We start from the raw sequence: 12475 nt of genomic DNA, 5'->3' as shown, positions 1-12475 counted from the left end.
TGGGCGGGTGCCTTCCGCGACCACTCGCAAGAACCTTCGTGACGACCTGACCGCCCACGTGTTCCGGGCCGGGTACTACCCGGACCTGGTCAACGACGTTATCGACGTCGCGATCGCCGACGAGCCGGTCCTCGCGCACCTCGTCCAGGCGGAGACGACCTTCGACAGCCAGGTGCGTCGCCACCTGACCGTGCTCGCGCTGACGCCCACGCGGCTGGTCGCCGCGCACGTCGACGACCACGAGGGCGACGCTGCCAACCCGTCGTCCGCCGCGGCCACCACCGAAGCCGTGCCGCTCGGGGAGGTCCGGTCCGTCGCGCTGACCCACGTGGTGGCCGAGCCCGCCGACCATCGGCCCGGCGACAGCGCCGCCGAGCTGACGCTCGCGGTCGGCTGGGGAGCGGTGTCCCGCCTCGACCTGGAGCCCGCGCAGTGCCCAGACCCGAGCTGCGACGCCGACCACGGGTACACCGGGCAGATCACGCCCGACGACATCGTCGTGCGCGTCTCCGACGCCGCCGAGGGCCGGGACGCCGTCCGCCGCGCCGCCGCGTTCGCCCGCGAGCTCTCCGCCGCCACCGGGGTGGGCGGGCGCGCCGCCCGATGACGTCGGTCCTGCTGCCTGACGACCTCGTCGCGCCGTCGTACGGCAGCGACTCGCTGGCCGCCGTCCTGCCCGCCGCCGCGGGAGCCCTCGGTGTCGACCTGACCACCAGCACCGGGCTGCGGTCGATCGACTGCGCGGCCGCGTTCGGCCTGCCCGCAGCGCGCCGCGTCGTCGTCGTCCTCGTGGACGGCCTCGGCATGCACAACCTCGTGGAGCGTGGCGGGCACGCGCCGTTCCTCCGCCGGCTCCTGCCGGACGCGCGCTCGCTGATCACCAGCTTCCCGTCGACGACGGCGGCCGCGCTCGCCACGCTCGGGACCGGGACGTCGCCGGGGCGTACCGGCCTCGTCGGCTACACCCAGCGCAACCCCGGCACCGGCGGGCTGGCCACCATGGTGTCCTGGAACGAGCAGTCCGACCCCTACCGGCCCGGGACCAAGACCTCCGCACCGCTGCGCACCGACCCGGCAGAGCTGCAGCGCGAGCCCACCGTCTTCGAGGCGCTGGGCGCCGGGGTGAGCGTCGTCGCGCCCGGACCGGCCAAGTTCGCCGGGTCGGGGATGACCCGGGCCGCGCTGCGCGGTCCACGCTACGTCGTCGCCGAGAAGTTCTCCGACCGGGTCGACGCCACGCTGCGCGCCCTGCGCGACGACGGTCTCGTCTACCTCTACCAGGCCGACGTCGACACCGTCGGGCACAAGCACGGCCCCGATTCGTGGCAGTGGGGGGACGCCCTGGAGGCGACCGACGCCGAGCTGCGCCGGCTCGCCGCCAGCGTGCCGGCCGGCACGCTGGTGCTCGTCACCGCCGACCACGGCCAGGTCGCGACCGACATGGCACGGCAGCACGACGTCGGTGCCGAGCCGGCGCTCGACCAGGACGTCGTGCTCCTCGGCGGCGAGCCCCGCGCGACGCACGTCTACGTCGCGCCCGGCGCGGATCCTGCCGCCGTGGCCGCACGGTGGGCCGACGTCCTCGGCGACGACGCGTTCGTGGCGCTGCGGGACGATGCGATCGACGCCGGCTGGCTCGGGCCGGTCGCGGACCACGTGCTGCCCGCCGTGGGCGACGTGCTCGTCGCGGCCCGCGGCAGTGCGACCGTCGTCGACTCCCGGCTGCACCCTGAGGGTGCGCGGCGGATGCCCGGCGTCCACGGGTCGCTGACGCCCGTCGAGATGATCGTCCCGCTGCTCGTCTCCTCCTGACCAACGCCTTCTGACAGGATTCGGACATGGCCGAGCTCGTCTTCTTCTCCGGGACCATGGACAGCGGCAAGTCGACGCTGGCCCTGCAGACGGACCACAACCACCGCGCGCGAGGACGGCACGGCATCATCTTCACGCGCAACGACCGGGCCGGCGCCGCGCGGTTGTCGTCCCGCCTCGGCCTCGAGGTGGACGCCCGCGAGGTCACCGAGGACACGGACTTCTGGCAGACGATCGTCTCCGAGCGTCAGCGTGGGAACGTGGTCGACTATCTCGTGTGCGACGAGGCGCAGTTCTACTCGCCGCAGCAGGTCGAGCAGCTCGCACGCCTGGTCGACGAGATCGAGATGGACGTGTTCGCGTTCGGCATCACCGCGGACTTCCGGACCCGGCTGTTCCCCGGTTCTGCACGCCTCGTCGAGCTCGCCGACCGCATGGAGGTGCTGCAGGTGCAGTCCCTGTGCTGGTGCGGTGCACGCGCCACGCACAACGCGCGCACCGTGGACGGCGTCATGGTGGTCGAGGGCGACCAGGTCGTCGTGGGCGACGTCAGCGCGGACGCCGAGGTCGCCTACGAGGTGCTGTGCCGGCGTCACCACATGCGGCGCATGACGGCCGACACCGCTCGCCGGCTCGCCCCGTCCGAGGACACGCTGCTCGACGTGGGCTGACGAACCCCGGCGTCAGGGCGACGGGCGCGCGCCGCCGAAGACGATCTCGTCCCAGCTCGGTACCTGGGCACGGCCCTTGCGCGGCGTGCGCCGTGCGACCTTCGCCTTGGCAGGTGCTGCCACCTCGCCGACCACGGCCGACGGTGCCGACGTCCGGGGAGCAGCGGGCTGCGGGGGAGCGACGGGTTCCGGTGGAGGTGCGGGCGATCGTGGCTCGCCGTCGGACGACGACGTCTCGGATGCGCTCACCGGCTCGGTCTCGCGCCCGTCCCGCTCGTCGGTCTCGTCGGCGGCCTCGGCGTCGGAGGGCTCGGGATCCTCGGTGTGTGCGGCGCGCTGGGCGTCCCGGCGAGCGCCGAGATCGACGATGCTCGCACCGTCGTCCGCCTGGGCCGTCGGGTCGAGGTCGAGCGGGAGCTCCTGGTCCTGCGGGCCCGGATCGGGCCGCCGCGGCCGTTGCGGCGGGCGCTGCCCGCGGCGGCCTGCGAGGTCGTCGAGCAGGAGCGCGGTGGCGTCAGCGGCGGCGTCCGACGGCGGCGGGGGACGGCGCCGGTCGACGACGCCGGGAACGCCCAGCACCTCCGGGGAGATCGCGTCGTCCGGCTGGCCGAGCCAGCGCGCCTCGTCGTCCAGCGCGACGACCACGCGCCCCTTCGGGTCGAAGGACCAGCGTGCGCTGCGCTCGCGCTCGCCCGCGGTGAAGCGGACCTCCACGTGCCAGGGGGCGTTCCCCTCGCGCCGGGCCGTCCACACCGCGTCCTCCACCGTGACGTCGCGTGCCGCCAGCCGGGCGTCGGCGAGCTCGCCGAGCTCGATCTTTCCCTCGGGGTCGACGTGGTGGTTGCGTACCTGCGTGATCACGTGGTCCCGCTCGGTGAGGACGGGCCACTCGTAGCGCCGCACGTGCTCCAGCGGTAGTCCGGACGCGGCGGCGAGCTCCTCAGCGGTCGCACCGGCCCGGAGCCTGGCCTGCACCTCCCGCGGGCGCAGCGTCGCCGCGGACTCCGCCTGGAGCGCCTCGGTGCGCGGCCGGTCGCGGCGCACGGCGGCCCGCAGCGCCTCGGTGATCGTCAAGGTGTGCTCGACGCCGTCCGGGCCACGCAGGACCAGGCGCTCGGCGTCCTCGTGCAGCGTCACGAGCTCGAGCTCGGCCATGGTTCCTCCTCACGCCCGCCCGGCTTGGCGGGCCTGCTCGTTCGAGAGTGCCACCCACCGGCGCCCGTCCCGCGCAGGCGCGTCGGTGTGCCGCGGATTCTCGGTTGCCCGTGGCGCGGACACTGCGAGGATGACGGGCGTGGAGACATTGGTGCCGGGCGTCAACGTCCTGGAGGTCGTGGCGGTCTTCGTCTCGGCGGTCGCCGGAGGCCTGGCCGCGGTCCGCAAACGGTTCGACCTGTTCGGCGTGCTGGTCCTGGCCTGGGTCTGCGGGCTCGGCGGCGGCATCCTGCGCGACGTGCTCATCGGCGACACCCCGCCCGTCGGCATCTCCAGCTGGAAGCTCGTGGTCGCCGCGATCGCGGCGGGCCTGGCCACGTTCGTGCTGCACCCGGGCCTGACGCGGCTCCGGCGCTCCGTCATCGTGCTGGACGCCGCGGCCCTGTCCTTGTTCGTCGTCCAAGGGACGGCGAAGGCGCTCGACCTGGAGGCCGGTCTGCTCGCCTCGCTCGTGGTCGGGGTCCTGACGGGCATCGGAGGTGGTGTCCTGCGAGACATGCTGGTGGGGGAGGTGCCGCTGATCTTCGCCGACCGCCAGCTCTACGCGGTCCCGGCGATCCTCGGTGCCGCCACCGTGGTCGTCCTCTGGGAGACCGGCTGGTGGCAGTGGTGGTCCGCGCTGTGCGTGGTGGCGCTCGTCTTCGGCTTCCGGCTGCTCTCGCTGGCGCTCGGGTGGGTGGTGCCGCACGCCGGTGGTGGATGGACCGGCCGGTGGGGCCGTGAGTCGGGCAAGATGGACGGGTGACCTCACTTCCTGGCCTCCCGCCCGCCTCCGAGATCGCCGACCTTCGCTCCCTCGCCCGTTCACTGGCTCTCGAGGCCGGGGCGATGGTGCGTGGTGGCAGGCCCGCGCTCGTCGAGGTCGCCGCGACCAAGTCGAGCGACGTCGACCCCGTCACCGACATGGACCGGGCGTCGGAGGAGCTGCTCCGACGTCGCCTGGCCGCGCGGCGCCCGGACGACGGGATCCTCGGGGAGGAGGGCGACGACGTCGTGGGCACCAGCGGGCTCACCTGGGTCATCGACCCGATCGACGGCACCGTGAACTACCTGTACGGCGTGGCCTCCTACGCGGTGTCGGTCGCCGTGGTCGTCGGCGACCCGGACCCGGCACGGTGGACCGTCCTGGCCGGTGCCGTGCACTCGGTCGTGGACGGGGCGACCTGGACGGCAGGGCACGGGCTGGGTGCCGACCGGGATGGCCGCGAGCTCCACGTGCGCGAGGCGGAGTCGTTGGCGACGTCGTTGGTCGGCACCGGGTTCGGCTACGCGGCCGAGCGCCGGGCGCACCAGGCCCAGGTCCTGACGCACGTGCTGCCCCGGGTGCGCGACATCCGCCGGCTGGGTTCGGCCGCGATCGACCTGTGCCTGCTCGCCGAGGGAGCGATCGACCTCTACTACGAGCGTGGTCTCAACCCGTGGGACGTCGCTGCCGGCGGTCTCGTCGCCATGGAGGCCGGTGGCGCGCTGACCGGGCTGCGCGGAGCGCCGGCGACGCAGCTGATGACCGTCGCCGGTGCGCCGGCGCGGCAGGCCGAGCTGGTGGAGCTGCTGGAGTCCGCGGACGCCGACGCAGCCGAGGGCTGACCCGGAGCGAGCTTGCGAGTGCAGGGGCGGCCCGACCATCTGGAACCGAGGGCTGACCCGGAGCGAGCTTGCGAGTGCAGGGGCGGCCCGACCATCTGGAACCGAGGGCTGACCCGGAGCGAGTCGGAATCCGGGTGGCTTTCGCTCGGCGGAACGCTTACTGTTTGCGCTGGTCAGGCCCGGTGTGACCGGCACGACAGTCCGACATGTCGCGTGGTCGCTGCGGATGGTGCAGAATCCGGGGGCCGAGCGGGAACAAAACCCGTCCGCCAAGCATTAGCAGCGCGTACCGCCACCGAAACCCACGGAGTGTGACAACACAGATGGCAACCGACTACGACGCACCCCGCAAGAACGAAGAGGACAACGAGCAGGACTCCATCCAGGAGCTCCAGGCTCGTCGGTCCGACAAGTCGTCGGGTGTCGTCGACGAGGACGAGACAGAGGCTGCGGAAGGCTTCGAGCTTCCGGGCGCCGACCTGTCCGGTGAAGAGCTCGCGGTGCGCGTCCTGCCCCGCCAGGCCGACGAGTTCACGTGCTCGAGCTGCTTCCTCGTGCATCACCGCAGCCAGCTGGCCTACGAGAAGAAGGGCCAGATGATCTGCACGGAGTGCGCCGCCTGACGGTCGTCAGACCGCGGGCGGAGTCCCCGACACCCAGGCCGTCATGTCCTCGACGTGACGGCCTTCGTCGTCCCCGGGCTCAGGCCGTGCCGGCCGCCTCGGTCAGCGCGGCAGCGAGGTCGTCCGGGCGGCGGGTGGAGACGAGCCAGTAGGGCGTCGGGTCCTGCGGGTCGTCGAGCTCGACCCGCAGACCGGTGCGGGCCCAGCTCCGCAGGCACACGTAGGCGCGCGCGTCGAGCTCGGGGCCGAGCTGCACCCGCATCTCCTCGGCACTGAACACGGGGGTCACGGTGCCGACCAGGTCGACGGGCACGTGCGCGTCACCGGCTCGCAGCTCACCGCCGACGACCTCGACGACCGGGGCGGTCACGACGAGGGTCACGCCGACGCCCGCGGCCACGAGGAGACCGGCGACCGGCGCGACGACCGGGGCGAGCGGAAGGACCACCACGGCCACGATGACACCGAGCCCGAGTGCGGCGACCCACGCACCCGGTCCGGGGACGAGTCGCTCGTGGAACGCGGCTCCCTGGGCCGGTCCCGACGTGTCCGAGGCTCGGGTGGGCATGTCGTTCATGGGACCATCATCGCAGGCCTCGGGTGTCCGTTAGGCTGCGCGGGTGCCTGAGAACGCGAGCCCCACGGTGACCGACCCCAGCACGCTCGACGTGCTCGTCACGTTGCTGGACGACGACGCCCTCGTACCGGCGTACTCCCATCCGGGCGACGCCGGGGCGGACCTGGTGACCACCAGGGACGTCGAGCTCGGTCCGCTGCAGCGCGAGATCGTGCCGACGGGCGTGGCGATCGCGCTGCCCGAGGGCTATGCCGCGTTCGTCCACCCGCGTTCGGGACTGGCCGCCAGGCACGGCATCACGGTGGTCAACGCGCCCGGCACGGTCGATGCGGGCTACCGGGGTGAGATCAAGGTCGTCCTGGCCAATACCGACCCGCACGAGACGGTCCGGCTGCGCCGCGGGGACCGGGTCGCCCAGCTGGTGATCCAGCGGGTCGAGCACGCGCGGTTCCTGGTGGCGGAGCGTCTGCCCGGGTCGCACCGCGGCTCCGGCGGGTTCGGCTCGAGCGGTGGGGTCTCGCAGGCCTGACCAGCGGGTTCCCGGCCGGTGCCACCGGCGGTCTAACCTGGAGTACAGGGCGGCGTTGCGCCGTCGGATCCGACGAGACAAGGAGATCCCTGGTGGGTCTGTTCCGGCGCAAGGCGTCGACGAAGGCGACGGAGTCCGCGACCACGGGCGAGGTGAGCCCGGCCCCGGACGGAGCGCCCACGGGCACGGAGCCCACGGCCCCGTCCGAGCGTGGGCCGTTCGACTCCTCGCAGGTGACGGCCATGGGGCCGCGCGTCGATCTTGGTGCCGTCTGGCTCCCTGTCCTACCCGGTCTGCAGCTGCGGATGGAGGTCGACAAGAAGTCGCAGAAGGTCACGGGTGTGGCCGCCTCCCTGCAGGGTTCGGTGCTCCAGGTCCAGGCGTTCGCCGCACCCAAGACGGGCGGCATCTGGGACGAGGTGCGTGAGGAGATCGGAGCCTCGCTGACCAAGCAGGGCGGCACGGTCGACGACGTCCCCGGCACCTTCGGCCGTGAGCTGATGGCCCGCATCCCCGCGAAGACGCCCGAGGGCAAGCCCGCTGTCCGGCCGGCGCGGTTCATCGGTCACGACGGTCCGCGCTGGTTCCTGCGCGGTGTGCTCTCCGGCCGGGCCGCCGTCGACGCGGAGGCGGCCAAGCCGCTGGAGTCGGTGTTCGCGAACATCGTCGTGGTGCGTGACGCCAACCCGCGTCCGCCGCGCGACCTGCTGACGCTGACCCTGCCCGAGCAGGCGCGCAAGGACGGTGCGGACGCAACGGGCGCCGACGGGCCGACGGACGCGACGCCGCAGACTCCCTCCTTCGACCCGCTGACGCGTGGGCCGGAGATCACCGAGATCCGCTGAGGCCCGAGATGTCGCTGCGCAGCATGGTCCGCGCCGCTCTCGCGTCGACGGATGACGTCGTCGCCGACGAGGAGCGCACCGCCGCGGCGCTGGTGACGGGCTGTCGGCCGCTCGACGACCTCAACCCGCGCGAGCGCTCCTCGGCGGCCGGCGTCCTGCGCTCGGTGGTGCTGCGCCCGCGGGAGAACGTGCCCACCGTCGAGGCGGAGCTGTACGACGGCACGGGCACGCTGCACCTCGTGTGGCTCGGTCGGCGGGAGATCGCGGGCATCCAGCCCGGCAGACGCCTGCGCGTCGAGGGCATGGTGACGGTCCGCGAGGGCCGGCGGACGATGTACAACCCCCGGTACGAGCTGCGTGCACGGGCCGGCGAATGAGCTCGACGGACGAGGAGCACGTGGACGACCACAGCCCCCAGACCCCACCGGCACGCGGGATGCGCTCCCTGACGGCCGACTCGTTCTCGTTCGGCGAGGCGGTCGGCGGCGTGCGCGGCGTCATCGAGTCGGTGCTCCCCGGTCTCGTCTTCGTGGTGGTCTTCGTGATCACCGAGGACCTGACGCCGTCCCTGGTCGCTTCGGCCGCGGCCGCCCTGGTGGCCGTCGTCGCGCGGCTCGTGCAGCGCACGCCGGTCACCCAGGCTCTCGGTGGCGTGCTCGGCATCGCCGTCGGCGTCTTCTGGGCCTGGCGTTCCGGAGAGGCGCAGGACTTCTACGTCTGGGGCCTGTGGACCAACGCCGCCTACCTCGTAGCCTTCGTCGTGTCGATCCTGGTGCGGTGGCCGTTGGTGGGACTGTTCGTCGAGGCGATCCGGGCCGGGTTCTCCGACGCGGCACGCCGGGACGAACCCGTCACGGAGGAGGCGACGTCGGACGACGAGCCCGAGCGGAGCCCTTTCGCGGCGCTGGCCGACTGGCGGTCGGACCCGGCACTGGTACGCCGCTACACCGTGGCGAGCTGGTTCTGGGTGGGGCTCTTCGCCGTCCGCCTGGCCGTCAAGGTCCCGCTGTACCTGACCGGCGACGTCGGCTGGCTCGGCACGATGCACCTGGTGCTGGGCGTGCCGCTGTGGGGCCTCGTGCTGTGGCTGACCTGGGTCGTCGTCCGCGGTGCCCACGAGCGAGCCGGGCGCACCGACGCCACCTGAGCCGGCCGGCGCTCAGCCCGCGTCGCGCGGGCTCAGCCGAGCTCCGGTCCGTCGACGACGAGCTGCTGCAGCATGGCGGGCTCTGCCTCCTGCCCGGTGACGAACATGAGCTCGTCGCCGGGCTCGAGAGCGTCGTCGGCCGTCGGGCTGAACGGCTGGGTCCCACGGACGATGCACGCCAGGACGGTGTCGGGGGGCCAGCCCACGTCGCTGACCCGCAGCCCCACCAGCGGGGACTCCGGGGGCAGCGTGACCTCGAAGATGTCGGCGCCCGACTGGTGGAACGTGAAGATCCGCACCAGGTCGCCCACGGACACGGCCTCCTCGACCATGGCCGTCATGATGCGCGGCGTCGAGACGGCGACGTCGACGCCCCAGGACTCGTCGAACATCCACTCGTTGCGGGGGTTGTTCACGCGCGCGACGGTGCGCGGCACCGCGAACTCCGTCTTGCACAGCAGGGAGAAGACGAGGTTGGCTTTGTCGTCGCCCGTCGCACCCACGACGACGTCCGCGGAGGACACGTCGGCGCCATCGAGGGACGACGTCTCGCACGCGTCGGCGAGCAGCCAGTCCGCCTCGGGGACCTGGGCGACCCGCATCGCCGACGGGTTCTTGTCGACGAGCACGACCTCGTGGTCGTTGGCGAGGAGCTCAGAGGCGATGGACCGGCCCACGGAGCCCGCTCCAGCGATGACGATCCGCATCAGTCCAGCTCCTCCTCGGGCCCCGGGGCGTGGGTGAGCAGCCGTTCGACGCGCGGCGCGTCGTCGGTGCGCATCAGCACGTGCAGCTCGTCGTTCTCCTGCAGCAGCGTGTCCGCCGCCACGAGCTGACCCTCGGCGTACCGGGTGAGGAACGCGACCCGCGCGCCGGTGGTCGCCTCGATGCGCCGGACGGACAGCCCGAGCCAGCCGGGGTGGTAGTCGACCTGTGCGAGCCGGACGGCGCCCGACGGGTCGCGGTACTCGTCGGTCGCGCCGAGGGGGAGCATGCGGCGCATCACCTGGTCGGCGGTCCAGCGGACGGTGGCGACCGTCGGGATCCCGAGGCGCTGGTAGATCTCGGCGCGGTGCGGGTCGTAGATCCGGGCGACGACGTGCTCGACCCCGTAGGTCTCCCGGGCGACCCGGGCGGCGAGCACGTTCGAGTTGTCGCCGTCGGACACCGCGGCGAAGGCGTAGGTGTCCTCGATCCCGGCCTGGACGAGGGTGTCGCGGTCGAAGCCGACACCCGTCACCTTGTGCCCGGAGAAGTCGGGTCCGAGCCGTCGGAAGGCTTCGGGGTTCTGGTCGATGACGGCCACCGAGTGGCCGCGCTCCTCGATGGACTGCGCGAGCGAGGAGCCCACGCGGCCGCATCCCATGATCACGAAGTGCACACCACGGAACGCTATACCTCCGAGCACCCGTGCGCCGACCTGCGCCTGGACGCACCGACAGGCATAGCATGAGTCACCGTGTCGGACATCGCAGACGCCGCCAAGCGGCTGCTCGTAGGGCGACCCCTGCGCAGCGAGAGCTCGAAGCGCTCTCTGCTGCCCAAGCGGGTGGCGCTGCCGGTCTTCGCCTCGGACGCGCTGTCGTCCATGGCGTACGCGCCGGACGAGATCCTGCTGATGCTCGCGGTCGCCGGCATCGCGGCCACGGCGTTCTCGCCCTGGGTGGGCGCCGCCGTCGTGGTCGTGCTCCTGGTGGTGGTCGCCTCCTATCGCCAGATCGTGCGCGCGTATCCCTCCGGCGGCGGCGACTACGAGGTGGCCACGACCAACCTCGGGCCCACGGCCGGCACCGGGGTGGCGTCGGCTCTGATGCTGGACTACGTGCTCACCGTCGCGGTGTCGCTGTCGGCCGCGTCGCAGTACCTCGTGGTGCTCCTGCCGGTGGTACGCGGGCACGAGCCGCTCGTCGCGGTGCTGCTCGTGGCGGCACTGACCGTGGTGAACCTGCGTGGGGTGCGCGAGTCGGCCTGGGTGTTCGTGGTGGTGATCTACTGCTTCATGGCGGCGCTCGGCGTCCTCGCCGTCGTCGGCGCCGTGCAGTACGTCTCCGGAGAGATGCCGCAGGCGGCCAGTGCCGACCTCGAGCTGGTGCCTGCCGCCGGGTTCGAGCAGGGTCTGCTCGGTGTCGCCGGCGCCTTCCTGGTCGCTCGGGCGTTCGCCTCCGGTGCCGTCGCGCTCACCGGGGTCGAGTCGATCACCAGCGACGTGCCGGCCTTCCAGCGGCCCAAACGACGCAACGCCGCCACGACGCTCGCGCTGCTCGGCGGGATCTCCGCCGTGATGCTCATGACGATCCTGTTCCTGGCCCAGGCGACCGGGGTCAAGTTCGTCGAGGACCCGGCCTCCCAGCTGACCCGGGACGGGGTGCTCGTCGGGGACGAGCACGAGCAGCACCCGGTCCTGGCCCAGCTTGCGGAGACGGTGTTCGGCGGGTTGTCGGTCGTCGCGGCCGTCGTCGTCGGCGTCACCGCGCTCGTGCTGCTCCTCGCCGCCAACACGGCGTTCCACGGGTTCCCCGTCCTCGGGTCGTTGCTGGCCAAGGACGGCTACCTGCCACGCCAGCTCCACACCCGCGGCGACCGCATGGCGTTCTCGAACGGCATCGTCACGCTCGCCGTGGCAGCGGGTGTGCTCGTCCTCGCGTTCGACGCCGAGGTGACCGCGCTCATCCAGCTCTACATCGTGGGCGTCTTCGTGTCGTTCACGCTCGCGCAGCTCGGCATGCTGCGGCACTGGACCCGTGAGCTGCGCAAGGAACCGAAACCGAAGGTCCGGAGCCGGATGAAGCGGTCGCGGGTGCTCAACGGGACCGGGTTCGTCCTGACCTCGGCCGTGCTGGTGATCGTCCTGGTCACGAAGTTCACCCACGGTGCCTGGATCACCGTGGTGGCCATGGGTGTGCTCTTCGTCATCATGCGAGGCATCCGACGGCACTACACCAGGGTCCGGTCCGAGCTCGCGCTCGACGACGTCGCGGGCGCCCGCGCACTGCCGAGCCGGGTCCACGCCGTCGTGCTCGTCTCCCGGGTGCACAAGCCGACCATGCGCGCGCTCGCCTATGCGCGCGCCTCGCGGCCGTCGCTGCTCGAGGCGGTGACGGTCGGTGTGGACCTCGACGAGAGCACCGACCTGCGTCGGCAGTGGGAGGCTCTCGACCTGCCGGTCCCGCTGCGCGTGCTGGACTCCCCGTACCGCGAGATCACCCGGCCGATCCTGCACTACGTCCGGTCGCTGCGCAGCGAGTCCCCGCGCGACCTCGTGGTCGTCTACATCCCGGAGTACGTCGTCGGGCACTGGTGGGAGCATCTGCTGCACAACCAGTCGGCGCTGCGGCTCAAGGGGCGCCTGCTGTTCACGCCGGGCGTCGTCGTCGCGTCCGTCCCTTGGCAGCTGTCGTCCTCGGCGGGGCACACCGGGCTCGAGGGTGACGAGGTCGACGGCGGCCGTCCGCTCTGAACGGGGGACAAT

At 72.6% G+C, this 12475-nt stretch carries 15 protein-coding genes; 11 read left to right on the top strand and 4 right to left on the bottom strand.

Features of this window, described 5'->3' with window-relative positions; all coding sequences use genetic code 11:
- Positions 1-7: 7 nt before the first annotated feature.
- The 3 genes from ACH5HR_RS02230 to ACH5HR_RS02220 are packed head-to-tail and all read left to right on the top strand — an operon-like array spanning position 8 to position 2483.
- Positions 8-607: a DUF5998 family protein gene (locus ACH5HR_RS02230; RefSeq protein ID WP_402371588.1), complete on the top strand. Its 600-nt coding sequence runs from the start codon at positions 8-10 to the stop codon at positions 605-607.
- The gene (locus ACH5HR_RS02225) at positions 604-1812 is read left to right on the top strand and encodes an alkaline phosphatase family protein (protein WP_402371589.1); all 1209 of its coding nucleotides are present in this window, start codon (positions 604-606) and stop codon (positions 1810-1812) included. Before ACH5HR_RS02230 ends, ACH5HR_RS02225 begins: the two co-directional genes overlap by 4 nt.
- Positions 1813-1838: 26 nt before the next feature.
- Positions 1839-2483, top strand: a complete 645-nt coding sequence (locus tag ACH5HR_RS02220) for a thymidine kinase (protein ID WP_402371590.1) — start codon at positions 1839-1841, stop codon at positions 2481-2483.
- Between the two features lie 12 nt (positions 2484-2495).
- On the opposite strand, the gene sepH is transcribed toward ACH5HR_RS02220, so the two are convergent.
- On the bottom strand, positions 2496-3638 hold the full coding sequence (gene sepH / locus ACH5HR_RS02215; protein ID WP_402371591.1) for a septation protein SepH: 1143 nt from the start codon (positions 3636-3638) through the stop codon (positions 2496-2498).
- 130 nt (positions 3639-3768) lie between these two features.
- Here sepH and ACH5HR_RS02210 point away from each other — a divergent pair, with 130 nt between their 5' ends.
- From ACH5HR_RS02210 to ACH5HR_RS02200, 3 genes are all read left to right on the top strand, one after another.
- Complete coding sequence (locus ACH5HR_RS02210; RefSeq protein ID WP_402371593.1) at positions 3769-4443, top strand: trimeric intracellular cation channel family protein; 675 nt, start codon at positions 3769-3771, stop codon at positions 4441-4443.
- Positions 4440-5285 carry an inositol monophosphatase family protein gene (locus ACH5HR_RS02205; RefSeq protein WP_402371595.1) on the top strand — a complete coding sequence of 282 codons (846 nt, stop codon included), beginning with the start codon at positions 4440-4442 and terminating at the stop codon, positions 5283-5285. Before ACH5HR_RS02210 ends, ACH5HR_RS02205 begins: the two co-directional genes overlap by 4 nt.
- 323 nt (positions 5286-5608) lie before the next feature.
- Positions 5609-5908, top strand: a complete 300-nt coding sequence (locus ACH5HR_RS02200; protein WP_171784121.1) for a DUF4193 domain-containing protein — start codon at positions 5609-5611, stop codon at positions 5906-5908.
- 79 nt (positions 5909-5987) lie between these two features.
- Here the strand turns inward: ACH5HR_RS02200 and ACH5HR_RS02195 are convergent, their stop codons facing one another.
- Entirely contained in the window at positions 5988-6485 is a 498-nt protein-coding gene (locus ACH5HR_RS02195; RefSeq protein ID WP_402371596.1) for a DUF3093 domain-containing protein, read from the bottom strand.
- Between the two features lie 43 nt (positions 6486-6528).
- Here ACH5HR_RS02195 and dut point away from each other — a divergent pair, with 43 nt between their 5' ends.
- The 4 genes from dut to ACH5HR_RS02175 all read left to right on the top strand — a co-directional run bounded on the left by dut (position 6529) and on the right by ACH5HR_RS02175 (position 9006).
- The gene (gene dut / locus ACH5HR_RS02190; protein ID WP_402371598.1) at positions 6529-7014 is read left to right on the top strand and encodes a dUTP diphosphatase; all 486 of its coding nucleotides are present in this window, start codon (positions 6529-6531) and stop codon (positions 7012-7014) included.
- A gap of 92 nt (positions 7015-7106) precedes the next feature.
- Complete coding sequence (locus tag ACH5HR_RS02185) at positions 7107-7859, top strand: DUF3710 domain-containing protein (RefSeq protein ID WP_402371600.1); 753 nt, start codon at positions 7107-7109, stop codon at positions 7857-7859.
- 8 nt (positions 7860-7867) lie between these two features.
- Positions 7868-8236: an OB-fold nucleic acid binding domain-containing protein gene (locus ACH5HR_RS02180; RefSeq protein WP_402371601.1), complete on the top strand. Its 369-nt coding sequence runs from the start codon at positions 7868-7870 to the stop codon at positions 8234-8236.
- Positions 8233-9006 carry a DUF3159 domain-containing protein gene (locus ACH5HR_RS02175; RefSeq protein WP_402371602.1) on the top strand — a complete coding sequence of 258 codons (774 nt, stop codon included), beginning with the start codon at positions 8233-8235 and terminating at the stop codon, positions 9004-9006. Before ACH5HR_RS02180 ends, ACH5HR_RS02175 begins: the two co-directional genes overlap by 4 nt.
- Before the next feature lie 32 nt (positions 9007-9038).
- On the opposite strand, the gene ACH5HR_RS02170 is transcribed toward ACH5HR_RS02175, so the two are convergent.
- Both ACH5HR_RS02170 and ACH5HR_RS02165 read right to left on the bottom strand, forming a co-directional pair.
- Positions 9039-9713, bottom strand: a complete 675-nt coding sequence (locus ACH5HR_RS02170; protein ID WP_402371603.1) for a potassium channel family protein — start codon at positions 9711-9713, stop codon at positions 9039-9041.
- On the bottom strand, positions 9713-10372 hold the full coding sequence (locus tag ACH5HR_RS02165) for a potassium channel family protein (protein WP_416476405.1): 660 nt from the start codon (positions 10370-10372) through the stop codon (positions 9713-9715). The genes ACH5HR_RS02170 and ACH5HR_RS02165 overlap by 1 nt, the downstream gene beginning before the upstream one ends.
- Before the next feature lie 93 nt (positions 10373-10465).
- Between ACH5HR_RS02165 and ACH5HR_RS02160 the strand changes: the two genes are divergently transcribed.
- Entirely contained in the window at positions 10466-12463 is a 1998-nt protein-coding gene (locus tag ACH5HR_RS02160) for an APC family permease (protein WP_416476009.1), read from the top strand.
- The last annotated feature ends 12 nt before the right edge of the window (positions 12464-12475 follow it).

Origin of the sequence: Isoptericola maris (assembly GCF_048065335.1) — a bacterium.
Classification (GTDB): Bacteria; Actinomycetota; Actinomycetes; order Actinomycetales; family Cellulomonadaceae; genus Isoptericola; species Isoptericola rhizosphaerae.
This window is presented reverse-complemented; position numbering and strand designations above follow the sequence as displayed.

Bases quoted from the DNA above. Each gene is read 5' to 3' on its own strand.
- ACH5HR_RS02225 (WP_402371589.1), top strand. From the start codon at position 604: ATGACGTCGGTCCTGCTGCCTGACGACCTCGTCGCGCCGTCGTACGGC.
- ACH5HR_RS02180 (WP_402371601.1), top strand. From the start codon at position 7,868: ATGTCGCTGCGCAGCATGGTCCGCGCCGCTCTCGCGTCGACGGATGAC.
- ACH5HR_RS02175 (WP_402371602.1), top strand. From the start codon at position 8,233: ATGAGCTCGACGGACGAGGAGCACGTGGACGACCACAGCCCCCAGACC.
- ACH5HR_RS02165 (WP_416476405.1), bottom strand. From the start codon at position 10,372: ATGGGATGCGGCCGCGTGGGCTCCTCGCTCGCGCAGTCCATCGAGGAG.
- sepH (WP_402371591.1), bottom strand. From the start codon at position 3,638: ATGGCCGAGCTCGAGCTCGTGACGCTGCACGAGGACGCCGAGCGCCTG.
- ACH5HR_RS02195 (WP_402371596.1), bottom strand. From the start codon at position 6,485: ATGAACGACATGCCCACCCGAGCCTCGGACACGTCGGGACCGGCCCAG.
- ACH5HR_RS02200 (WP_171784121.1), top strand. From the start codon at position 5,609: ATGGCAACCGACTACGACGCACCCCGCAAGAACGAAGAGGACAACGAG.
- ACH5HR_RS02220 (WP_402371590.1), top strand. From the start codon at position 1,839: ATGGCCGAGCTCGTCTTCTTCTCCGGGACCATGGACAGCGGCAAGTCG.
- ACH5HR_RS02170 (WP_402371603.1), bottom strand. From the start codon at position 9,713: ATGCGGATCGTCATCGCTGGAGCGGGCTCCGTGGGCCGGTCCATCGCC.
- ACH5HR_RS02210 (WP_402371593.1), top strand. From the start codon at position 3,769: ATGACGGGCGTGGAGACATTGGTGCCGGGCGTCAACGTCCTGGAGGTC.